Raw genomic sequence first — 23,012 nt, 5'->3', positions numbered from 1 at the left:
GTCCGCCCATGCCGACCAGACAGATTCAGAACGCACTCATAAACAATGTCCCCGCTCCCGACGCACCGGAACTATCCACCCCTCTGGACGTGCTCAGACACGTATACGGCTATCATGCTTTTCAGGGCGAACAGCACGGCGTGATAGAACATGTGCTCGGCGGAGGCGATGCGCTGGTGCTCATGCCGACAGGGGGTGGCAAATCCCTCTGCTACCAGATTCCCTCCATCATGCGACAGGGTACCGGCATTGTTATCTCGCCGCTTATTGCCCTCATGCAGGATCAGGTAAGCGCGCTGACCCAGATGGGTGTAAGGGCGGCCTGTCTCAACTCCAGCCTTTCCCCTGCCCGCCAGAGGGAGGTGGAAGCAGCCCTGCACGGCGGAGCGCTCGACCTGCTCTACGTTGCGCCTGAACGTCTCATGACTCCGCAGTTTCTGAATCGTCTGGACGGGTTGCCCATTGCCCTGTTCGCCATAGACGAGGCCCATTGCGTTTCCCAGTGGGGACACGATTTCCGGCCCGAATACACGCAGCTTTCCGTACTGCACGAACGATTTCCCAAGGTTCCCCGCATAGCCCTTACCGCCACGGCGGACGGTCCCACCCGCCGCGACATTGTGGATCATCTGCAACTTGGCGGAGCCTCGGTCTTTTCCACGGGATTCGACAGACCCAACATCAGTTATGCGATAGTGCAGAAAGATCGCGGCATTGATCAGCTGCTGGCCTTCATCAGGCAACGCCATGCGGGCGAAGCAGGCATCGTGTACCGCATTTCACGCAAGAAGGTTGAAGAAACGGCAGAGGCCCTGCAGGCGGCGGGAATACCCGCCCTGCCATACCATGCGGGCATGACGGCCATTCTGCGCAGCCACAATCAGGAACGCTTCATGCGGGAAGAAGGGGTGGTCATGGTGGCAACCGTGGCCTTCGGCATGGGCGTGGACAAACCCAACGTGCGTTTTGTCGCGCACCTTGAGCCGCCCCGCAGCCTTGAAGCCTATCATCAGGAAACAGGGCGCGCAGGCCGTGACGGGCTCCCGGCGGAAGCCTTCATGACATACGGCCTGGCCGATGTGGTTATTCTGCGCAAGATGATCGGCTCGCCGGAAGAAAACCCGCGTTCCTTCATCGAACATCAGAAACTCAACGCCATGCTCGGCTTTCTTGAAACAGTGGAATGCCGTCGCAAGGCGCTGCTCGGCTACTTCGGGGAACCGCTTGCTACCTCCTGCGGCAACTGCGACACCTGCATTACCCCGCCACAGACATGGGACGGCACAGTTGCCGCGCAGAAAGCCCTTTCCTGCGTTTACCGCACCGGGCAACGGTTCGGCGTGGCCCATCTGACCGATATTCTGCTGGGCAAGCTCACAAAGCGCGTTGCTGACCACGGACATAACGAATTCAAGACCTTCGGATGCGGCAAGGAGCTGGCCAAGGAATCCTGGAAATCCGTCTTCCGTCAACTGGTCGCGCTCGGCCTGCTGGATGTGGATATGGAAGGCCACGGCAGCCTGCTGCTGAACGAAGAAAGCTGGCAGGTGCTGCGGGGCGACCGGACAGTGCAGCTACGACGCGAATCCCTTGCTGCACCGGCAGCCCACGGACGGGTCACACCGGAAATGGAGGCTGCGCTGCATGCCACCCTTTCACATCCGCTCACATCGTCCCTGCTGCAGGCGCTACGCAACGAGCGGCTGCGCCTGTCTGAAGAACAGGATGTGCCCCCGTACGCCATTTTCCCCGACAAAACCCTCATGGAACTTGCCGCTTACCGGCCTGCAACGCTTGAGGAACTGAGCAACCTCTACGGTGTCGGACAGGCCAAACTGGCCATGTACGGCCAGCTGTTTCTTGACCTGCTGGCTGCCCATGAAGCGGAACACGGCAAACCTGAAAACACGCCGCCGCTGCCCCAGAGAGCTGCGGAAAAGGAACGCCGCAAGATTGCCCGCGACAGCCGGGGCATAACGGCGACGGTGCGCTCATCCATGGACATGCTCAAGACCCTCGGCACGGCAGAAGCCGTTGCCGCCGAGCGCGGCCTTGCCACCGGAACCGTATACGGCCACTTTGCGCAGGCCTTGCGCCTCAAGGAAATGGAACTCGGGGAAATAACCGGACAATTGAGTCCCGCCGACATGCATGACATACAAGAGGCGCTTGGTGCCAGCATTGGAGCAGGCACCGGACTCAGGGGCGCATTTGATGCGCTGAAGGGTAGGTTCGATTACGGATTGCTGCGCTGCATTGCCACGGAGATGCGCGGCGGAACAGCAGAAGGCGATGACTGGTAGCCAGCCGGCTGTGACTTAGCCGGCTTCCATGGGCAGGCGGCCGTGCTCCATCATCCTGAACAGACGTTCGGGGTCCACCGGCTGGGAATACAGATAGCCCTGCGCAGCTTCACATCCCAGCGATGCCAGCATCTGCGCCTGTTCAAGGGTTTCCACCCCTTCTGCGACAACCTCCATACCCAGCCCTCTGCCAAGGCTCACAATGGCCTGCACAATGCCGTGCGAAGCTCTGTCTTCCAGCACGGAGGCCGTGAAGATCTTGTCCACCTTGATCATGTTCACAGGAAAACTGCGCAGATAGTTGAAGGATGAGTAGCCGGTGCCGAAGTCGTCAAGGGCGATGCGCACACCAAGGTCACGCAGCTTCCACAGGCGGTCCGTCACGCCTTCCTCTCCCTTGAGCAGGGTATTCTCCGTAATTTCAAGGCATATGTCCGAGGGTCTGCAGCCGGAGTCGGACACGATTTTCATGAACACCTCCAGCAGATTCCAGCGGTGCATGGTTACGGCGGATACGTTGAAGTTCATGGAAAAGGAAGATGCACCGGTATACCGCTTGCGCCAATCGGCGAGCGCCGCGCAGCCGTATTCCAGCATCTGGCAGTCCAGGCCGTAAATAAGGCCGGATTCCTCCGCTGCGGGAATGAACTCGACAGGCGGCACGACACCGCCACCGGGCTGCCGCCAGCGCGCAAGCACTTCGGCACCACGCAGACGGCCCGTCTGCAGGGTCACATACGGCTGAAACACGGGGTGAAATTCGAAGTACTCAAGCCCGCGGCGTATGGAGTTTTCAAGCTGCAGCATATCCTGCATGCGGGAATGCAGGGTGCGGTCGTAAATCTCGTACCGGCCCGGACCATTCTCCTTGGAGCGGTACATGGCGGCATCCGCGTCGCGCAGAATATCCTCGGGGCGCTCGTAATCCCGCGCCCGCAGCACCGCACCGATACTCACCGCGCTGAAGACTTCCACATCGCCCACTCTGAAAGGAACCTTCAGGGAATCCAGAATGCGCTGCACCACATGGGGGGCCTGCAGCACATCTTCCAGATCATCCATAAGCACGGCAAATTCGTCGCCGCCAAAGCGCGCAAAAGTATCAGACTCGCGCAGGCACCCGCTCACACGCAGGGCAAACTGCTTGAGCAGTTCGTCCCCCGCCTTATGGCCCATGCTGTCGTTCACCACCTTGAACCGGTCCATATCCATGAACAGCACGGCAAAGTGATAATCCTCATGACGGCGGGCCCTGCGGATGGCGTTGCTGAGACGATCCATGAACAGCGTACGGTTGGGCAGCCGTGTCAGCGCATCATGAAAGGCCATGTGCATAAGCCTGTCGTCAGAAAGCTTGTGCTCCGTCACATCCTCAAGCAGCACAACCGAAAAAGAGAAGTCGCCGTTGGCATCGCGGACAGAGGTAAACGACATGCGGCACCAGAAACGTGCCGCACCTGAAACGGCGCATTCCGCCGTCTCGGTGAAGCTTTCTTCCGCCCCTGCAACCAGAGCGGCAAACCGGTCCCGTATGCTCTGCCGCACCTGCTCATCAATGATGAAACGGGCAAAATCGGCACCGATGAGCCTGTCACCGTCCGTATCAAACATGTCGGCCACATGCCTGTTGCTCTCAATAATCTCCTGCGCAACGCCTATGGTGCATACACCCAGCCCGGAAAATTCGAATACGGCGCGGAAGCGGGCCTCGCTGTTCCGCAGGGCCTCCTGCTGCCTGAAGGTTTCTATGGCACCACCCACGTAGCCGGATATCAGTTCGAGCAGCTGCAGATCTTCAGGAGTGAAGGCCTCTCCGTCCGAATAGCAGCGCACCGTGAGCACGCCCACGCTTTCCCCTGCATGTGTCCGCAGCGGCACACCCAGCCATACGGCAGGGCGAGGTCTGGCCGGACACACAACGCCCTTGGCCTCCATATCCATTATTTCGTCACGCCTGAGCATGAACGGCTTGCCCCATATGTAGACAAACTCGGTCAGCCCGTTGCCGAAAGGACGGGGCTCGGGTGCTTCACGCTTGATATCGCAGAAATAGGGAGAGGATATAATGGTGCCGGGTCCGCCGGTCAGCGATATGGAGCAGCTTTCCGCGGGCATGAGCTCGCGCAGCACACCGTGGATGCCTTCCATCAGACCGTTAAGCGTGAATTCCCGCAGAATGACCTGCGTAAGAAGCTGCAGGGCCACATAGGCTTTATCCCGACGCGCGCCGGCAACCAGCACAGAAGGAACGCTGGCTTCGGTGATTTCACTCAGCTGGCGCACCACAAGGCGGGTATTACTCTGAATATCATGGATGGAATAGAGATCGGAACGGACAAAAAGGCAGGACCCGTCAGGCCGGGAAAGACGCACGCGGACAGAGCCGCCAACATTGAGACCATCTGCAACGGCCTTGAAACGCAGAGTTTCTTCCGCAAAAGATTCCGTGCAGCAGCCGGTGCCGGCATGGAACGAATCCAGTTCGTTCCGGCCACGCCCGACCAGACGCTCAAACGCTTCATTAAGATAGACAACGGCTCCGTCGCAGGTATAGACGGCCACTCCGGTCGAAGCAGAATCAAACACCCTGAACAAGGCGGAATCTATGTAAAATATATCACTGCCTACAGCAGTGTCACTATTCTCCGACATATAGCCCATCTCCCCCGTTGCACACAAACGGATGGACTATACCCGCGAGAGGACAGGTAGGCAACAGTTCCCCGCTACAGTCTTTCAGGAAAAAATATAACGCCTAACCTCCTCCCACAGCAGGGAAAAGCCCCACCCTGTCACCTTCCGAGACGAGCGCTTCATCATTTACATGCACCCCGTTCACAAAGCGTATCTTCACTTCATCAGCAGGAATACCGAGCAGAGAGATAATACTGCCCACGCTCGTTCCCGCCTCCACCTCAAGCATGCCACCGGCAGGAGCGCGATGCGCCAGGGTGGCAAAACACTTCACTTCAATCTTCATACAGGCACCATTGCTCCATACAGACATTACCTGCTCATGCAGGCACCAGAATACAGCGTATCCGCAAATCCGTTGCACTTGTCCGCCACGGCGTTGCGTGCAGCACCACAGCCAGTGCACCGCCCTGCTCATCAAGCAGCTCCACCGCCACTTCGCCTACCGGCTCGCCGCCGGCGCAGGATACCATCCATGAACGGACAGCACTCTGGCTCCGGGGAGCAACACGGGAGAACAAGGTTCCCCCCTGCTTCAGCGTCAACGCCTCCGCAGCGGCGTTGGCAAACAAGACCTCGCCGGTACCGGAAAGCTCCACCACCGGCAGCGGAAGAGATTCCGCGAACTGGTACTGGTCGCGGTCACCCTGCCTGAACAGGCGGTACAACTCAAAACTCTCTATGGCGTTGGCACAGTGCTTGAGCACAATGGACAGCAGCGACATGAGTATGCCGGAAAGATTGCGCTCGCCCTTGGACATGACGCCGACAAACATGCCTCTGGTACGTGACGAGGTTGCCAGTACGTGCAGCACGAGACGGTACATGTTGTCACGGGAATACACGGTAACGGGCCTGTTTTCGCGCACGGCAAGCGCAAAGACACCGTTGTCGATGAGGTGCTGCACTTCCGCATCGAGCATGTCCCTGAACATGACGGGCGAACACAGAGACAGCGCGAAGTCCGAGCTGTTTTCATCCACAAGATAAAAGGCGGACGCGGAAAAGTGCACCAGCTCGCCTATGCGGAGAATGGTCTCTTCCAGAAGGGCTGTGGGCTCGTGCAGCTTGTTGATGCAGGTCTGAAAATCGCCCAGAGTCGAGGCCATTTCCAGAACATCAAGCGTGAACCTTGCCTGTTCCTCAAGGTGCCTGAGCCGTTGCTCAAGGCTATGTGTCCCGGTCGGGTGTGCAGCGTTATCCATCGACATTCATCAACCGTACGATTTCAGCGACCTGATAATCCAGTTGCAATACTACCTGTCCCAACACGCTGACAGGCAACTCAAGACATTCCCACGTCTCACGGGTAAGCACGGGCACCAGACGCTCGCCGCTGCTACCGAAACGGAAGGCGTTTGCGGTCACGTCCGCCACGCACATTATGGCCGCTTCCTGCACGGTGGGAGCCATGCCCGGCAAATGGTGATAGCGCACATTCTTCTCAAGGGAAACAGGGCAGCGCCATGCCTTGAGCAACAATCCGCCGAGACGGTCGTGCGTGAAGCCCATTATGTCTTTTTCGCACTGCTGCACGATCCTGTTTTCCGAATAGGCGGTATGGAAAAGATGTGTGGAATGCACGGGCATCAGCTTGAACATGATAAGCCGGCCGATATCGTGCAGAATGCCCGCCACGAAAAAACGCTCGGTGTTGGATATGCGGCGGTAGCTGGCAAGAATGCGCGCGGCCATGCCACAGGCGATGGAGTGCTCCCAGAAGTTGCGCATGCTCACCAGATGCTCCGGAATACCCTTGAATGAGGCCACAAGGGATATGCCCATGGCAAGGGAGACAAGCTGGTTGCTGCCCACAACGGTTACGGCACGCGAGATGGTGTCCACTTTCGCGGTCATGCCGTAGAAGGGACTGTTCACCACGCGCAGCAAGCGCGCAACAAGGTCCGTGTCGTTGGCAATAACTTCCGCCACGTCCGTTGCCGAACTGCGCGAATCGTTCACCACCTCGACAAGCTTGTGGAACACCGAGGGAAGCGATCCCAGCTTCACGTCGTCCCGCAGCAGGGTCTGCACTTCCATGGGAGGCGGACAGGGGCCATCCGGCTGCACCACCGGCGCCGGACGCACAAGCGAGAGCGGGTCGCCTCCGGTTGCGCGCAGAGCGGTCATTCTCCGGGCCAGATGCAGTGTGGCGAGATTGCGCAGTTCCTTGATGACAGGCAGCGAGGCATCGTTGTGCCTGAAGCGGTGCCCTGTATCCGCAAGGGCGGCTTCGTACAGATCTGCAGGAATTTCATCAGGTACAGAGGAAGACGTGTCGCCGGTATCCGGACCTTCAACCTGCGCTTCAGTCACACCCCATATCTTGAGCACGCGCAAAGACTGCTCGGTGAGCACGTCCCCGCACGAAAGCAGCTTACGGCCGTTTCTGTCCAGAACATCGGCCGACAGCCTCATACCCGGTTTAAGGGCGGATAATGCAAGAGTTCCCATAGTTCTCCGGTCTTGAATTCATACAAACTTTCCCCTGCCCCACCATGCCCGCCAACCGTATACGCAGCCACTATTATTTAGCCACAATGAACCGGCTTGGCAATGCGCTTCTTCATTCGTGAAAATGCCGCCGCCATTCTCTTTCTCTTCCCCTGACAGATCACTTTTGCTATGCATGTGCAGCCCGAGGCCGCAGAGGTCCTGTTGCCGGGGCCTGATTCCGCGTCCTGAAAACGACAACCCTTTTGAGAGCATATCGTGACGGACATAACAAACTTGAACTCACTCGATATAATCTTTGTAGTCATCGTGGGCTTTTTCCTCATACGAGGCCTGTTCCGCGGGCTCGTGACCGAACTTGGCGCCATTATAGGCGTTGTGGGCGGTTTTCTGCTGGCAAACAGGTATTACACGGAAGCAATGCCCTATGTGAACAAGGTCATCACGGATGAATCTTGGGTAGGTATTGTCTCCTACGCCGGTGTATTCCTCGGCGTGATACTGCTCACCTCTCTGCTGGCGGCGGTGATTCACACCATCATCGGCTCCACCCCCGCCGCATGGCTCGACCATCTGGCAGGACTGCTGCTGGGCGGTTTAAAGGGTGTGCTCATCTGCTGCGTGCTGCTTGCCTGCATCACGTATTTTCTGCCCAACGCGGAATTCGTCACCAACTCCAAATCCGTTCCCTATCTGCAACAGGCCACAAGCTATCTGCAACAGTACATTCCGGAACGCTCGTTCTAGTCGCATTTTTTCCGTTCATCCCCCCAAACCGTGCACCGTTTCCGATGCGCGCAAAGGATAGCCAGTCATGACCAGCCCCATATCGGAAGCCACCACCGCCCTCAAAGACGTGATAGAAAAACTGCTCGGCCCCGACGGATGCCCGTGGGACAAGGAGCAGACGCCGGAAAGCCTGTGCGACTACCTGCTTGAAGAAACTTTTGAACTCGTCGACGCCATCCGCAGCGGAAAGATAGTGGATGTGCGTGAAGAGCTCGGCGACGTGATGTTTCTCATCCTCTTCATAAGCCGCCTGTATGAATGCAAGGGATTCTCCCTTGCGGATTCCATGCAGGAAAGCGCCGCAAAGATGATCCGCCGCCATCCCCACGTTTTTGATGATGCCAGCGTGAACAGCATTGCCGATGTATGGGCGAACTGGGAACGCATCAAGCGCAGCGAAAAGAAGGAAGGCGAAGAAGACAAGCCCAAGGGTGCATTCGACAGCCTGCCCAAGGGCCTGCCCCCGCTGCTCAAGGCCTACCGCCTGAATTCCAAGGCCGCGCGCATAGGCTTTACCTGGCCGGACGATGCCGCCGTGGACAGACAACTGGAATCAGAATGGCAGGAATTTAACGCCGCATGCGCAACGGATGACAAGGACGCGCAGGAACGCGAATTCGGCGACGTGCTCTTCACCATGGTGGAACTCGGACGCCGCAAGGGACTCAAGGCCAACGCCGCCCTGAACAACACCAATATCAAGTTCCTCGACCGGTTCGAGCGGATGGAAGCTCTGGCCCGCAGCCGCGGCAAGGTCTTTGCCGACCTTTCCTTCTCCGAGATGGACGCGCTGTGGGACGAGGTGAAGAAGGGGGCGTAACATGCCGCATCCCTCCACGCAGGCCATATTCGACGCCATAATTACATGGCTCGAAAACGGTCGCAGCCTCTCGGACGATGTGCGCCGCTACGCGGACACAGTGCTCGGCGGACACGATGCAGACATCCTGCGGGAAGTGCTCTCGCCGGAACACCCCGATTTCGAAACCTTTGCCGAATTCCTGCTCTTTCCAGATGCGCCGCTTCTGTACGAACTGGACGGCATTCTGCATCCCGGTGAAAATGTATCCATGCATGCGCAGGCCTCCGGGCCTGCGCTTTCACATTTTCCGAATACGTTCCCTGACGAAGAAATAAACCGGCTGACGACCCTGCTTGAACAGGCTGCGCCGCCATGCCTGCTCCACATGCCGGAGGGAGCCCCCATACAATTCGACATCCCCGACTACATATGGCGGGATACCGTGCGCAGGCTGCATCTGGATGTTGCCCTGTCCGAACAGGTCAGGCTGTGCATAGCACGGCTCCACCCTTCGCAAACGGCAACCGGCATACGCTGCAGCATCAAGGCCGCACATCTTCGGTTTGAAAGCGCATTCGAATCACTGCTGCTGGCCTTTCTTGAACACTACCCGTCGGGTGACCCCGCCTATACCCCCACGCTGGCTTTCTGGCTGCATTTTCTTTCTTCGCTGCCGAAGAATATCGTGTTCCAACCGCAACAAGGCGGATCATCAGCGGAAGCGGACAGGGCAGGCAGTACCGACCGCGAGGCTGACCCGTGGCACCATCTGCACAAGCGCCACCAGCGCCTGAACAAGGCACTGCGGCAGTCGCAGGAATTCACGGAACGCCTGCAGCGCTACTCCATGGACCTTATCATGATGCAGGGCGCGCAGGCTCCCTTTGTGCACGAAGATGACGCCCGTGAGCAGATTCGTATCATGGAGCGCGTCAGCCTTGCCGTGTTCGGCAGACCTGCCGGATTTGATGAAGATATGCGGGAAGCCGACTACGGCACGGTTGATCCTGCGGACATGACTGATGTCATGCGCACCCTTTCGCTGCTGGACAGATAGCTGGACAAATAGCTGACCAGATAGCTGGTCAGATAGCTGGCCTGGGCGCAGCAGATAACGGGTTTGCATCACATGCCAGTTGCGCCCCCCGGACGAGATGGGCGCCGACGGGTACAACGAGCTGCACTTCGCTCGGTCCTGAACGAATTGCAACCAGCCCATAGCACAGCGCAGACAGAACAGGCACAGACCAAAAACAAAGCGGAGCCTTAAGGCTCCGCTTTCTGCAACGGGATGTGGCAAGGCAGGCTAAACCATCAGGTTCAGGTTTTCGCCCAGCCCCTGAATGGCAACACCGCTCTGAGGACGGGCAGCGCCCTCCCCTTGCTGTTCACGGTGTGCAAGTCTGTTCTGATCCTGCGGGCCCATGCGGTTTTCCGTCTGGGCCATACGCTGCATCTCCAGCACATTGGCGGCGCCTTCCGCACCACCTTTAAGCGCATCAAGTTCCATAGTATCCCCTCCTGTTCAGAGATTATTATTTCCCTGTTCAACCTGCTTATCGGGCTCTGTGCCAATTCCTTTAGGGGAAAAATAATATTTTTCCGGCTCGGAAGGCCAAAAGCGAAATCTGGTGCAAAGGCACACCGTTTGGCGTAGTATTTTGCACTGAACCTGCTCCAGCTGTTTCCTCCTCCCGGAATGCGGAAGAACGCCGCACAAGAAACCGGGATGCAACAAACATGGAAACAAAGCCCCTGCTCCCCTGAAAACGAAAGTGAAAGGAGGTGGAAATGTTGTTGCCCGAAAAGGAAGCCCGATTTAAAACGTGCCCGCTGCTCAAGACTTCCGACGACAAGATGAAATTCTGTCAGGGAGAAGCCTGCATGATGTGGCGTTTCAAGAACCCTCAACGCAAAGACGAAACCGACCCCGGCTACTGCGGTCTTGCTGGCAAACCTGCCGGAGCCATGTAGCCCCACGGACGCCATCCGACCATGACCGAAAACACGCATTCCCCGAACGACAGCGACTGCGAAAAGCAGGCACAACAGGAACTGCAGGAACAGGAGGAACTGGCAGGTCCCCTTGCCCAGTTCTCACGTACTTTCTCGCGACAGGGATTATACGGTTACTTCCTGATAGTTCTGGTACTTCTCTCCCTGTATCTCATGTACGGCGTCATCAGGCCGTTCATGCATACGGGCATCATCTCCATTGTCATAGCTGCCAGTTTCTCGCCCCTCTACAACCGCATTCTCGCAAGAGTCGGCAACAGGGACATGCTGGCCTCCGGTTCTGTCATCGGCATTCTGGTAGTCTGCTTCGCCCTGCCGGTCACGGTGTTCCTCTCCGGCCTCATTCCGCAGGCTGTAGACAGCATCCGCGCCGTGAACGACTGGATACGGATAACCGACTTTGATCAGCTGACGAACCAAAGCGGCATACTGTCTGCCATGCAGTGGCTGCAACAGAAGCTGCCGTTCATCGACCCGCTTGAACTGGATATCAAACACAACGTCACCCTGTTTTCCAAGTCTGCGGGGCAGGCAGTCATATCCTTCGCCACCAGCGCCCTTGGTGATACGGTGACCTTTTTCTTCCACTTCCTGCTCATGTTGCTGATGGTCTTTTTCCTGCTTAAGGACGGCAAAAAGATGCTGGCCGCAGTGAAATACCTCTGCCCCATGCGCGAGGAACAGGAAGACAACATTATCAACACGCTGCGTCAGGTTTCCCGCTCGGTTCTGGTAGGGGGCCTGCTCGTTGCAGTGCTGCAGGGTATTGTAGGCGGATTCGGCCTTGCCATGGTGGGCATTCCCGCCCTGTTCTGGGGTACCGTCATGGGCTTCTGCTCCCTTATTCCCGTTGTGGGCACCGGCCTTGTGTGGATACCCGCCAGCCTCTACCTGCTTATCGTGGACGAATGGCAAAGCGCACTCTTTCTGCTGCTGTGGTGCGCCCTGCCCGTTGCGGCCATAGACAGTTTTCTGCGGCCCTATTTCATGAAGGACAGCGCACGCGTCTCAGTATTTTTCATCTTCATGTCCATTCTCGGCGGCATCAAGGCATTCGGCATTCTTGGCATTCTCTACGGCCCGCTCATTCTCAGCTTCTTCATGGTCATGCTCACTATTTACGGTGAGGAATTTGCCGATGTGCTGGGCGAAAAGCCCCCACTCCCCACCAAGAAATAGGACCAATCACCGCTTATACGAACAAGGCCGGACAGTACATGCTGTCCGGCCTTTTCTGCATACCGTATCGGCACACAACCACGTTGCCACGTTGCATACTCAATAGTGACACTCCCTCTTTCGCTTGAGCGTAGAAACGAAAAAGCCCTTCCGCTGATTGAAGGGCTTTCCGGGTCGCCGGCGAAGGAGGTCAAACCCCGCCGGCGCTGCAAGAAACGCAGTATGTGCGGGAATCGCTAAAATATCTTTCCGACGATAAAGTCGATGGCAAACCAGCAGGCTGTAAGGAGCACCCCGAGAAGCACCAGACGCCAGAGCGTGTTGCGGGCCTTCTTCAGATACACAGTGACGGTTTCCTCGCCGCTCATGCTGTCTACGGTGTAATGCTGCTTGGCACCTTCAGCCGACACCGCGTGCACCACGGCCCCTTCGCTCAGTTCGGGCTCATCCCATACCACGGATTCCGCGGCAATTTCCTTGCCGGATTCCGTTTCGAGGTACCGGTAGATCACCGCAAACTCTTCTTCGGCCGGCTCTGCGCTCTGTTCTGCAGACAGGTCAGCAGAATTGCGGGGTGCTGCCATATTCGCATCCAGCTCGGCCGCTTCTGTGGTGACAGGCATGGACTGCTGCATCGTTGCAGCTTCCGGTTCCTGATTCGCGGTGTTCATATCAGCTACTCCTTTACTATCAGCAACGGACAGGTGCTCATGGAAATCATCCTTCTCGTCACACTGCCCAGCAGCACACGGGAAAGGCTGCCCCTTCCGCTGGCTCCGGCCACAAGCAGTCCCGCCTTACGCGCGGCGGCTTCTTCAATAAGGGTCTTATAGGAAGGGTTGCCATGACGGATAACAGGCTCTACCTGCTTCACATCCGCCTTGCGTGCCAGCTCCACAGCAGCGTCAATGGCAGAACGAGCCTTGCGGTGCAGCGCCTCTTCCAGTTCAGGAGCAAGGCTGAAGGCTTCCATGTCCATTTCATAGGTCATGCCTATGTACAGGACAGCACCGTATCTGGCGGCAAGTGCACTTGCCTGACGGGCGGCAATGTCTGCGCCTTCCGTTCCGTCGTAGGCAAGAAAAATGCGCTCCAGGCCCAACTTTTTGTCACCGGCGATGATAAGCACATCCACATCGCTCTGGCGGACGACATCGTCAGCAACCAGCCCCACGGGCATGGAATCCAACAGAAAACGGGCACGCTTGCCTATGACGACAAGATCAGCCCCCACTTCTTCGGCTGTGCGAAGAATCTCTTCCGGCGGTTCGCCGGTGCGAAGATGGGCTCTGGCCCGCACATTGCGGGCCAGAGCCAGTTTGATAGCGGAATCGAGACAGGTCTGGTAGTGGCTATGCATTTCGGTGAGCACACGGGAGTTACCCAGCAGTCTGAGGTCTCCCTGGTAGCCGGGGATGACGGTCACGATATCGACGGCAGCATTTTCCGAACGGGCCAGAACCAGTGCCTGTTCCAGCACGTTGGTCGCCGAGTCGGTTCCGTCGAATGCTACGAGTACCTTCTTGTACATACGCTCCTCCCACCTTCCCTGCCGATGTTCAACACCCGCTTACGCGTGGGTGACCGTTCCTTCCATTTCAAGCTGCCGTTCAGCGCGACGGCCCAGGATCATGGCCTTGAGGATAATGAACGCGCCCACAAGCAGTGCAAAGCACATGAGACCGAAGCTCACCTTGCTCATGATGCTGATGAGGTCGGCATCCCAGTTGATGACTTCAAGCTGGTTCAGATACTTGGGAATGGCAAGGCCACGGCTGAAAGCAACAATCAGCATGATGGTGGCCATAACGAACTTGATGGCATAGTCCTTCACATAGGTGGTACCAATGGCGCCAAGCTGCACGCCGAACAGGGAACCAGCCAGAATAATCAGGGTAAGGCGGATGTCCACCATGCCGTAGAAAGCCCACACCATGGTGCCGCCCAGACCCATGACAAACGCCACAACCAGTTCGGTTGCAGAGGCCATGAGGCTGGAAAGGCCGATGATGTAGATCATGCCGGGAACACCTGCAAAACCGCCGACAGCGATGGTTGCTGCCAGCAGCCCTGCGGCAAGGCCTACGGGTGCGGTGAACCAGAAAGAAATGCGGATCTTGCTGGTCTGAAAGTTCATCATGGGCCACAGCTCAATGGACTGCAGGCGCTTGGCAAGCATGGTAACGTGCTCTTCACCGCCGGAACGCTTGGTCTGGAGCGCATCCTTCAGAACGAAGCTGCCCACAGTTACCAGAACGAATACGAAGGCGAAGGATACATACAGGTTGGAACCGGCCTGGCCCCACTGCTCAAGAATGAACTTCTGAACCTGAATGCCGATCTGCACGCCAATTTCAGCGGACACACCGATGATAAGCCCCATCTTGATGTCCACCTGACCGTACTTGTAGCGCTTTATGGCGCCGACAAGGGCCTTGGGAAACTTGTGACACATGTTGCTGGCTACGGCCACGGGGCCGGGAACACCAAGGCTCATCATGCCGGGAGTAAGAACAAATGCGCCGCCGGACCCGATAAAGCCGCTGACAAGACCGCCGACAAAGCCGACAAAGAACAGGAACAGGACGCCGACCAGCGTAAGGTCAACGAAGCGCAGGTTTTCAGCTAACATATCATGCATGGGAATTCTCCTGACTATCCTGTCGGGTTACGCGGTCATGGTCGCACGGTTACGGGAATCGGTGCGCTTTGCTGCACCGGCCTTTTCTGCAGCACGTCCGGCCTTGGCAGAAGCCTCGATTCCAAGGGCTGTCCACACATAGCCCGTGAAATTGCCGTGCACGTACGAGAACAGAAACACCGTGGCGATAGGCAGTGCAGTGTACAACCCGCCCTTGGCGAACAGGGTCACCATGGAATCTGCGTATACAAAGGCACCCGCATACAGTGCTGCACTCATGGCACCGAAAATCAGCGCCTGCCCTTTCGCCTTTTTCTTTCTTTCCTGAACAGTGGTCATCACAACTCCTCCTTGTGCTTTGCTCCGTCTACATGTGCTGCAACCAGTTCATCAGGCGCGCAGGCGGGCTCTCTTGTCTGCCTGCTTCTTCGGCTGGGCCTTCACCCGCTCTTCCTTTGCCGTCTTGCCACTGGCAATGAAGATAGCCGTTTCAAAATCGCCCTTTTCTGCAAAGGCAACAGCCGCGAACACGTTTTCCAAAGTTTTGAACAGACTCATGACGCCCTCCTTCTGTTAAAGCGTATGATTTGCACCCGTTCATCCGCAGACTCTGCTACGCGCATCGTCTGCTTTATTTGAAGAAGAAGTAGGGAACATTGAGCCGCAACCTGGCAGCATTTCTTTCGCTGCAACCAAGTATGACAAACTCTATCTTCTTCACTTCTCTGCAAATCGAATTGACTGCCTCGTAAAACTCGCTGGAAACCACAACATGCTGAAAATTGATGTTCTTTCCGTTCATCTGAAGAGCTTCAACTTCTCTTTCAAATGCCTCATTGAAAGTTTTGTTCACCATCTCAATGTATTCCTGAGTCAGGCTCTCAGCCTTCTTCTTTGTTGCTACATATGAGAACAGCATGTCGCACTTCACACGTTCCGCAATTCCAATGGCGTATTCGATGATGCGCCTGTTATCCGGTTCACCTTCGTAGGCGATGAGGATCTTTTTAGAGGTCTTGTCCGAGTGCATGATATCCAGCGCAGAGTCCCATTCTCCAGCTTCTGCAAAGGCAACTGCTGTTGCTATTTTCTCAAGCGCTTTCATTATCTTCATGGAACTGACCTGCTCGCGTGTTGTGCCGTCTCCGGCGTGTTTCTAGCCTTCCCTAAGCATATGGCGTGCCATACAACTAACTATTTGTTTTAATTTAATTTTTTGAAGAAAACGCCACCCCCTGGAACGCAAAAAGCGATGCAAAGTGCATCGCTCGCGGAATCTACTGCTGCAAATTGCAGCAAACCATGCTTGTCACATAAAAATACCCCCTTGGCTCGCTGCAAATTGCAGCAGCAAGAAAACATGGCACTCAATGTCACCCGATGCTATGCTTCAGACGCATCCATTCGCCACACATCACTTTTTTCAAAAGGACGGCATATATGGGATTGTTCACGCGAAGTGAGCCCAAGCCGGCAGCTCCGGCTGCGGAACCGAACCAGCACTCCGAGCTGCGAAATGCAGTGGCGACGGTGCGGCTTCCGGAAAACGTTCGGAGAATTGCGCAGAATGAAATTGAGAAGCTTGAGCGGATGGACCCTTCCGTTGCGGAATACGGACTGGGCATCAACTACATAGAATTTCTGCTCGCGCTGCCATGGCTCACATCCTCGCAGGACAACCTGCATCTGGCCCACGCGGCCGAAGTGCTTGATCAGGAACACTTCGGCCTGTCTCTGGTGAAGCAGCGCGTGCTGGAATACCTTGCTTCCAACATTACCTGCCATCTGCGCCGGAACACGGTGCTTGTAGTGGACGACGAAGACATCTCCCGCGACAACATGGCCTATTCGGTGGGCAAGCTTTCGTGCGATGTCCTTACGGCCTCTAACGGGCAGGAAGCGCTGGATATTCTCGCCAAAACCCATGTGGACTGCATCGTCACCGACCTGAAAATGCAAAAGGTGGATGGTCTCGGCCTGCTAGAGCGGGTGCGCGTGGAATGGCCGGACACCCAACTCATCATCGTCACGGGCTACGCCACCGTGGACAATGCCGTGGATGCGCTGCGCAAGGGCGCGGCTCACTACCTGCCCAAGCCGCTCAATCTGGACATTCTGCGCGACACGGTGCGCGATATTCTGGACAGAAAGACGCAGGCATGTTCCGTTTCCGGCCCCATTCTCTGCTTCACCGGCCCTCCCGGCACGGGCAAGACGTCCATCGGGCGTTCCGTTGCCAACGCGCTGCAACGCAAGTTCATCCGTCTTTCTCTTGCGGGCATGCGGGATGAGGCAGAACTGCGCGGCCACAGACGCACCTATGTGGGGGCCATGGCCGGACGCATCATCAGTGAGCTGAACAAGTGCGGCGTGAACAACCCCGTGTTCATGCTCGATGAAATAGACAAGATAGGGCAAGACTTCCGTGGTGATCCGGCATCCGTTCTGCTCGAAATTCTGGACCCCGAACAGAACAGGCATTTCCTCGACTACTACCTCGACATTCCCTTCGATCTTTCCCGGGTCATGTTCATTACCACCGCGAACATGCTGGAGAACCTGCCCGGCCCACTGCGCGACCGCATGGAGACCATTCCCTTCTCCTGCTACACGCTGGGCGAAAAACGGCGCATAGGCCTTGAATACCTTGCGCCCAGACAAGTGCGCGCAACAGGCTATACGCCGGACGACATATCCTTCACTTCAGAGGCAATGGATACCCTGCTGCACGGCTACACCCGAGGCGCGGGTCTGCGCAGCCTGAACAGAGAAATTGGCGGGGTATGCCGCAAGTTGAACCTGCAGATTCTGCAGAAGGAACGTCAGATCCCGCTGACAGTGCAGCCAAGCGACATTCACTCCCTCCTCGGCCATCCCAAATATTCGCTGGAAGCGGCAACGGCCAAACCCATTGCAGGCGTGACCACCGGCCTTGTCTGGAGTGAAAACGGCGGCCATATCATCTTCATAGAAACCGCCCGCATGAAAGGCAGCGGCCAGCTCATCATGACCGGTTCGCTGGGCGACATTCTCAAGGAATCTGCCCAGACCGCGCTCAGCTATCTGCGCAGCAATGCCGCCCAGTTCGGCATTAACGAAGACTTTTTCGAATCTTCCGACATTCACGTGCACATTCCTGCCGGAGCCATTTCCAAAGATGGCCCCTCTGCAGGCATGACCATCTGCATGGCGCTCATATCCCTGCTTACCGGACGCCCCGCACGGCGGGATGTGGCCCTTACGGGCGAATTTACCCTGAGCGGGCGCGTGCTGCCCGTGAGCGGCCTGCGCGAAAAGGTGCTCGCCGCACAACAGGCCGGTGTACGTCTGGCAGTGCTGCCCGAACGTAACAGGGATGAAATGATGGCGATGGATGAGGAAGTGCGAAACGCCGTGGAACTGCTTTTTGTGAGCAATATTGAAATGGCTGTAGAGGCCGTGCTGCTGCCGAAGCCCTGATAGTCCCCATTACAGAACAAATGAATACGGCCGCATCCACTTTTCCGGATGCGGCCGTTTCAGGTTAATGACTACCCCTCGTTTTCAGTAAAACCATATTCCCGTTAAGCTGAAGAAGAGGTTCCAAAAACGAATTTTCATCACGTATACGAGGTGCAGGAACGTTAGGTTCCTGCCCGGCGGAGTCAGAAAATACCAGAAATGACTTTGTCAGCAGTCAGAACGGCCGCATCCACTTTCATGGATGCGGCCGTTTATTCTATTCTGTCAGATTACAGTGTCCGGATGTTCGCCATCCGCCCTGTCCCCTGCGTCGTTGCCTGATACAGCCGGTTTACGGCATCATAATCAGCCACGCGGTATAGCCGACAAACACGGCCAGCAGAGCGCAACCCTCAAACCGGTTGATGCGCCCCTGCCTGCCGAACCCGTAGCCCAGCACAAAAAGCGACAGAGTAAGAAGCGACATGATGACACAGTCGCGCCCGAGCACACCATCCGGTACGGCCATGGGGCTGATGGCTCCGGAGATGCCAAGCACCGCAAGGATGTTGAAGAGGTTGGAACCAAGAACGTTGCCGATGGCGATATCGTCTTCCCCCTTACGGGCCGCCACAAAGGAAGAAGCCAGCTCCGGCAGAGAGGTACCCACAGCCACAACGGTAAGACCGATGACCAAATCATCTATGCCGAGGCTGCGTGCGATATCCGTTGCCGCCCAGACCAGTGCGCGCGAGCTCGCCAGCAGACAGCCCAGACCGATCACAAGCCACAGGATGGAACGGTTCATGGGCATTCTTCTGGTCGACATATCCTGATCGACCGCAGTGCCGAGGGTATCGTTCTTTTCCTTCATCCCCTGCCATAAGGTCCAGCCCATCAGGCCCGCAAAAAGCAGAATGAGCACCCATGCATCTGCACCGGAGAACGTGCCATCCATAATCAGCAGCACAGCGACAAGCGTCACGCCGCACAGAATGGGCAGTTCTTTCTTCAGCACATGCGAGTGCACCATAATGGGCCGCATAATGGCCGAAACACCAAGGATGAGGGAAATATTCGCGATGTTCGATCCGATCACGTTGCCGAGAGCGAGGCCTGCGTTTCCTTCAACAGCGGAAAACACCGACACGACAAGTTCGGGCATTGACGTACCAAATCCAACCACCACCATGCCGATGAGAAGGGGCGACATGCCCAGATGCGAGGCAAACGATGCAGCACCATCGACAAACCGGTCGGCGCCCCAGACGAGCAGAATCAATCCCAGAATCAACACAATCACAGAAACAAGCACGGGAATCTCCTATTATGAGTATATATGGACCCTGCCCGGCAAAGCGGAGCGTATGCCTTTCGCAAGGTCATGGAAAAGCTGATGTTCAACTAACTCCCCATATTCTCATGCGCTGTTCCTAAACTTGCCCGATTCCTCCTTGCTGTCGATCATGCTGCCTGCCGCAAGGCCAAATGCAACGGCAACCACATCATTTCTGTCCATCATAACGACTTGCCAGCGCCCACGCTGCCCGGCCGTTATGCCCGGTATCACTGCCTGCGGAACCGCTCTGCGGTTCCGGATTCGCTCCACTCTCTCTGTCAGGAAACGGATTACTCGTCCAGACCAAAACGCTTCAGCTTGCGCCAGAGCGAACCACGGTTCAAGCCCAGCAGTTCGGCCGCGCGGGTCTTGTTGCCCTGTGTCTGCTCAAGCACCCATACAAGATACCGGCGCTCGTTCTCGTCCAGCGAGACAATGCCGTCGAACTCGAAAATGCCGCCTTCGCACGGGCGCATCACATGCTGCTCTTCGCGCATGTCGTGAGGCAGGTGCGCCACGCCTATGGTTTCGCCATTGCACAACACTACGGCGCGTTCCATCAAATTCTCCAGCTCGCGCACGTTACCCGGGAAAGGATAGTGCATGAGAATGCGCAGCGCCTCATCGTCGATCTCGGTAATGGTCTTGCCGAAGGCCGAGGCAAAACGATTGGCGAAAAAGCTGGCCAGCAGCACCACATCCTCCTTGCGCTCAGCAAGGGGAGGCACGCGGAGGGTAATCACATTAAGCCGGTAATACAGGTCCTGCCGGAAGCTTCCCTCTTCCACCATCAGCTTGAGATCGCGGTTGGTGGCGGCGATAATGCGCACATCCACGGGAATATCGGTAGTCCCTCCCACCCTGAGCAGGGTGCGGGTTTCCAGCACACGCAGCAGGTTTGCCTGCATGCTGAGGGGCATATCCCCCACTTCATCCAGAAAAAACGTTCCCTTGTCCGCAGACTCTATAAGGCCCTTCTTGATGTTCTGCGCACCGGTAAATGCCGACTTCTCATGCCCGAACAGTTCGTTGGCCAGTAACTCTTCAGTGAACGAGGCACAGTTCACCGCCATGAAGCGGTTGCCGCTCCGGGGGCTGCCCGCATGCAGGGAACGGGCTACCAACTCCTTGCCGGTGCCTGTTTCACCGAGAATGAGCACGGTGCAGTCCACCGGTGCGACCTGGGCAATATTCTCCTTGAGTGCGCGCACGGCTGGGCTCTGCCCGATGATAATGGGCGCATCGGATGCCTTCAGCTGCCTGCGCAGGGAATCCACTTCCTGACGCAGGCGGCGCTTTTCCAGCGCCTTTTCCGCCATCACGCAGACTTCGTCCAGCCGTATGGGCTTGGCAAGATACTGGTAGGCCCCTTTGCGCATGGCCTCGACAGCGGTTTCGATGGAGGCATAACCGGTGATGATGATCACCTCAGTATCCGGCACGGTGGATTTCACATGTTCCAGCAACTGCATGCCGTCCATGTCCGGCATACGCAGGTCGGAAACCACAAGGTCGAACTCCCCGCCGGCAAGCGCCTGCATGGCCTTGCGGCCGTTCTCCACCGCCACAACATCCGCCCCTCTGCGGGTCAGAACGTGGGTGAGATTCTCGCGGGCGATCATTTCATCTTCCGCAATCAGAATACGTGACTGGTTCATTCTCCGCTCCCTGCCTCTGCACGTTCAGGCAGCGGAAGATCAATGAGGAAGCGGGTACCCACGCCCACTTCGCTTTCCGCCCTAATCCGGCCCTTGAACTCTTCAATAATGCCATATGCCACGGAAAGCCCAAGCCCCGTGCCCTTGCCCACTTCCTTACGGGTAAAGAAGGGATCGAAAATATGCGGCAGATCGTTTTCGGCTATACCCTTGCCCGTGTCTTCCACCACCAGAGTCACCATCCTTTCCGGCGGTTCCTTGCCCATGTAGAGCGATATCTCGCCGGGGAGTGTTTCTATGGCCTGAATGGCATTGAGAATCAGGTTGAGAAGCACCTCGCCCATCCGCTGAGGGTCAAGTTCCAGCTCAATGTCCCCCTGCACATCCACGTTTACCGTGACACCGGGAGGAACCTGCGAAGAGACAAGCTGCACGGCCTTGTTCACCACATCCCTGAGGGGTACGATTCTGACAGAAAGCTCGGTGTGCCGCGCAAATTCGAGCAGTCCGCGCACAATGTCGCGGGCGCGGGCGGTTTCGTTCTCTATGTTGTCCAGCATCTTCATGCCGAAAGGATCTGTGCCGTCCTTGAGCACATCGCGCAGAATCTGGGCCGAGGTGGAAATATTGTTGAGGGGGTTGTTCACCTGATGGGCAATGCCCGCGCTCAGCGTACCGATGGAAGAGAGCTTCTGCGCCTGAACCAGCTGGTCCTGCCGCTTTTCCAGCTCCTGCACCATGCGGTTGAAGGCCTCCTGCACCTGCCGGATTTCATCGTTGGCCTTGCGCACCTCAAGCGGCTGAAAATTGCCGCGTGCAATCTGCATGGTAGTCAGCTCGATGATCTTGAGAGGTTTGAGAACCCGCGTGGAGACGATGTAGAAGATGATAAGAAAAAGGATGGAAACACCCATAATGGAGAAGACAAGCTGGCTCCGCAGGTGCTTATTTATATTAAGAATATTATTACGTTCCAGAGCGGATATCTGCTGCGCCAGATCGACAAGATCCTTCCCGATGTCACGGAGTTTGTCTATCTCCGCCTCAAGGGTCTTGCCGCCGGAACTGGCCACCCCGTACATGGTGAGCATGCGGTTGCGGTAATCGGCTATTCGATCGCGCAGATCACCGATCATACGCTCCATTCGGGCATCAAAGCTGTACCCGTCCAGATCCTTCAGGGTTTCCAGCGCCACATCCACCTCGCGAATGGCAAGGTCGTAGCTGCTCTTCTCGCCGTACAACAAAAAGTTCTTCTCCTGCCTGCGGAACTCGAGAATGAAATTCTCCATGTCGTCGATAAACTCCACAGAATAGGTTTTCTTCTCGATGAGCAGCAGGTTGGAATAGGAAACGACCGTCAGCACTCCAAGACAGATGGACGGCATGAGAAAGCCGAGAATAATCTTCTGTCGTATGTTCAGTCTTGGCACCACAGGACTCTCCGCGTGTTGGCAACATGTTGAAATGACGGAAACTGACAGGCATGCTACAACCTCGGCCCGCTTTGTACAAGCCCTGTCGTTCTCAGCTGCTTATGAGGTGGGAACACGCTCCTTTCTTCGGGCCCATTGGACATAATACGGAACACCGCGGCACCATATGGGCAGGGATGACACAGCATCAACGAGTAGCGCACAACGCGCCTGCGGGCGCAAAAAAAGGCCGGACAGCATGTGCTGTCCGGCCCGTACTG

21 protein-coding genes are annotated in these 23,012 nt (G+C 56.8%); 7 read left to right on the top strand and 14 right to left on the bottom strand.

The window, feature by feature from the left end:
* Positions 1-8 precede the first annotated feature (8 nt).
* Positions 9-2,303 (top strand): DNA helicase RecQ, encoded by a 2,295-nt coding sequence (gene recQ, locus HUV30_RS09260; protein ID WP_174405157.1) that lies wholly within the window; start codon positions 9-11, stop codon positions 2,301-2,303.
* Between the two features lie 15 nt (positions 2,304-2,318).
* Here recQ and HUV30_RS09255 read toward each other — a convergent pair whose 3' ends face one another.
* From HUV30_RS09255 to HUV30_RS09240, 4 genes are all read right to left on the bottom strand, one after another.
* The gene (locus HUV30_RS09255) at positions 2,319-4,955 is read right to left on the bottom strand and encodes a bifunctional diguanylate cyclase/phosphodiesterase (RefSeq protein WP_174405156.1); all 2,637 of its coding nucleotides are present in this window, start codon (positions 4,953-4,955) and stop codon (positions 2,319-2,321) included.
* A gap of 103 nt (positions 4,956-5,058) precedes the next feature.
* Entirely contained in the window at positions 5,059-5,283 is a 225-nt protein-coding gene (locus HUV30_RS09250) for a MoaD/ThiS family protein (protein WP_174405155.1), read from the bottom strand.
* A 34-nt stretch (positions 5,284-5,317) separates the two neighbouring features.
* Entirely contained in the window at positions 5,318-6,202 is an 885-nt protein-coding gene (locus tag HUV30_RS09245) for a PAS domain-containing protein (RefSeq protein WP_174405154.1), read from the bottom strand.
* Complete coding sequence (locus HUV30_RS09240) at positions 6,195-7,451, bottom strand: HDOD domain-containing protein (protein ID WP_174405153.1); 1,257 nt, start codon at positions 7,449-7,451, stop codon at positions 6,195-6,197. Before HUV30_RS09240 ends, HUV30_RS09245 begins: the two co-directional genes overlap by 8 nt.
* 276 nt (positions 7,452-7,727) lie before the next feature.
* On the opposite strand from HUV30_RS09240, the gene HUV30_RS09235 reads away from it, so the two are divergent.
* From HUV30_RS09235 to HUV30_RS09225, 3 genes are all read left to right on the top strand, one after another.
* Entirely contained in the window at positions 7,728-8,198 is a 471-nt protein-coding gene (locus HUV30_RS09235) for a CvpA family protein (protein ID WP_174405152.1), read from the top strand.
* Between the two features lie 67 nt (positions 8,199-8,265).
* Positions 8,266-9,060 carry a nucleoside triphosphate pyrophosphohydrolase gene (gene mazG, locus HUV30_RS09230; protein ID WP_174405151.1) on the top strand — a complete coding sequence of 265 codons (795 nt, stop codon included), beginning with the start codon at positions 8,266-8,268 and terminating at the stop codon, positions 9,058-9,060.
* 1 nt (position 9,061) lies between these two features.
* Entirely contained in the window at positions 9,062-10,099 is a 1,038-nt protein-coding gene (locus HUV30_RS09225) for a hypothetical protein (protein ID WP_174405150.1), read from the top strand.
* Positions 10,100-10,348: 249 nt separating this feature from the next.
* Here the strand turns inward: HUV30_RS09225 and HUV30_RS09220 are convergent, their stop codons facing one another.
* Positions 10,349-10,552 carry a hypothetical protein gene (locus HUV30_RS09220; RefSeq protein WP_174405149.1) on the bottom strand — a complete coding sequence of 68 codons (204 nt, stop codon included), beginning with the start codon at positions 10,550-10,552 and terminating at the stop codon, positions 10,349-10,351.
* Between the two features lie 281 nt (positions 10,553-10,833).
* Between HUV30_RS09220 and HUV30_RS09215 the strand changes: the two genes are divergently transcribed.
* Positions 10,834-11,016, top strand: coding sequence for a hypothetical protein (locus tag HUV30_RS09215; RefSeq protein ID WP_174405148.1), 183 nt, complete (start codon positions 10,834-10,836; stop codon positions 11,014-11,016).
* A gap of 21 nt (positions 11,017-11,037) precedes the next feature.
* Positions 11,038-12,237, top strand: a complete 1,200-nt coding sequence (locus HUV30_RS09210) for an AI-2E family transporter (protein ID WP_174405147.1) — start codon at positions 11,038-11,040, stop codon at positions 12,235-12,237.
* Positions 12,238-12,473: 236 nt separating this feature from the next.
* On the opposite strand, the gene HUV30_RS09205 is transcribed toward HUV30_RS09210, so the two are convergent.
* The 6 genes from HUV30_RS09205 to HUV30_RS09180 all read right to left on the bottom strand — a co-directional run bounded on the left by HUV30_RS09205 (position 12,474) and on the right by HUV30_RS09180 (position 15,992).
* Positions 12,474-12,908: a hypothetical protein gene (locus tag HUV30_RS09205; protein WP_174405146.1), complete on the bottom strand. Its 435-nt coding sequence runs from the start codon at positions 12,906-12,908 to the stop codon at positions 12,474-12,476.
* 5 nt (positions 12,909-12,913) lie between these two features.
* Entirely contained in the window at positions 12,914-13,768 is an 855-nt protein-coding gene (locus HUV30_RS09200) for a universal stress protein (protein ID WP_174405145.1), read from the bottom strand.
* Positions 13,769-13,807: 39 nt separating this feature from the next.
* Positions 13,808-14,878 carry a sulfite exporter TauE/SafE family protein gene (locus HUV30_RS09195; RefSeq protein ID WP_174405144.1) on the bottom strand — a complete coding sequence of 357 codons (1,071 nt, stop codon included), beginning with the start codon at positions 14,876-14,878 and terminating at the stop codon, positions 13,808-13,810.
* A gap of 27 nt (positions 14,879-14,905) precedes the next feature.
* Positions 14,906-15,217, bottom strand: a complete 312-nt coding sequence (locus HUV30_RS09190; RefSeq protein WP_174405143.1) for a hypothetical protein — start codon at positions 15,215-15,217, stop codon at positions 14,906-14,908.
* 51 nt (positions 15,218-15,268) lie between these two features.
* Complete coding sequence (locus HUV30_RS09185) at positions 15,269-15,436, bottom strand: hypothetical protein (RefSeq protein ID WP_174405142.1); 168 nt, start codon at positions 15,434-15,436, stop codon at positions 15,269-15,271.
* 73 nt (positions 15,437-15,509) lie between these two features.
* Positions 15,510-15,992 carry a putative universal stress family protein gene (locus tag HUV30_RS09180; RefSeq protein WP_174405141.1) on the bottom strand — a complete coding sequence of 161 codons (483 nt, stop codon included), beginning with the start codon at positions 15,990-15,992 and terminating at the stop codon, positions 15,510-15,512.
* 326 nt (positions 15,993-16,318) lie between these two features.
* Here HUV30_RS09180 and HUV30_RS09175 point away from each other — a divergent pair, with 326 nt between their 5' ends.
* A complete protein-coding gene (locus HUV30_RS09175; protein ID WP_174405140.1) occupies positions 16,319-18,337 on the top strand; it encodes a S16 family serine protease in 2,019 nt (672 codons plus the stop codon).
* Between the two features lie 334 nt (positions 18,338-18,671).
* Here the strand turns inward: HUV30_RS09175 and HUV30_RS09170 are convergent, their stop codons facing one another.
* The 3 genes from HUV30_RS09170 to HUV30_RS09160 form a co-directional block, all read right to left on the bottom strand.
* On the bottom strand, positions 18,672-19,634 hold the full coding sequence (locus tag HUV30_RS09170) for a calcium/sodium antiporter (protein WP_174405139.1): 963 nt from the start codon (positions 19,632-19,634) through the stop codon (positions 18,672-18,674).
* Positions 19,635-19,948: 314 nt separating this feature from the next.
* On the bottom strand, positions 19,949-21,316 hold the full coding sequence (locus tag HUV30_RS09165) for a sigma-54-dependent transcriptional regulator (protein WP_174405138.1): 1,368 nt from the start codon (positions 21,314-21,316) through the stop codon (positions 19,949-19,951).
* Positions 21,313-22,749: a sensor histidine kinase gene (locus HUV30_RS09160; RefSeq protein ID WP_174405137.1), complete on the bottom strand. Its 1,437-nt coding sequence runs from the start codon at positions 22,747-22,749 to the stop codon at positions 21,313-21,315. The genes HUV30_RS09165 and HUV30_RS09160 overlap by 4 nt, the downstream gene beginning before the upstream one ends.
* Positions 22,750-23,012: the final 263 nt, after the last annotated feature.

This window comes from Desulfovibrio subterraneus (assembly GCF_013340285.1).
GTDB lineage: Bacteria > Desulfobacterota > Desulfovibrionia > Desulfovibrionales > Desulfovibrionaceae > Halodesulfovibrio > Halodesulfovibrio subterraneus.
This window is presented reverse-complemented; position numbering and strand designations above follow the sequence as displayed.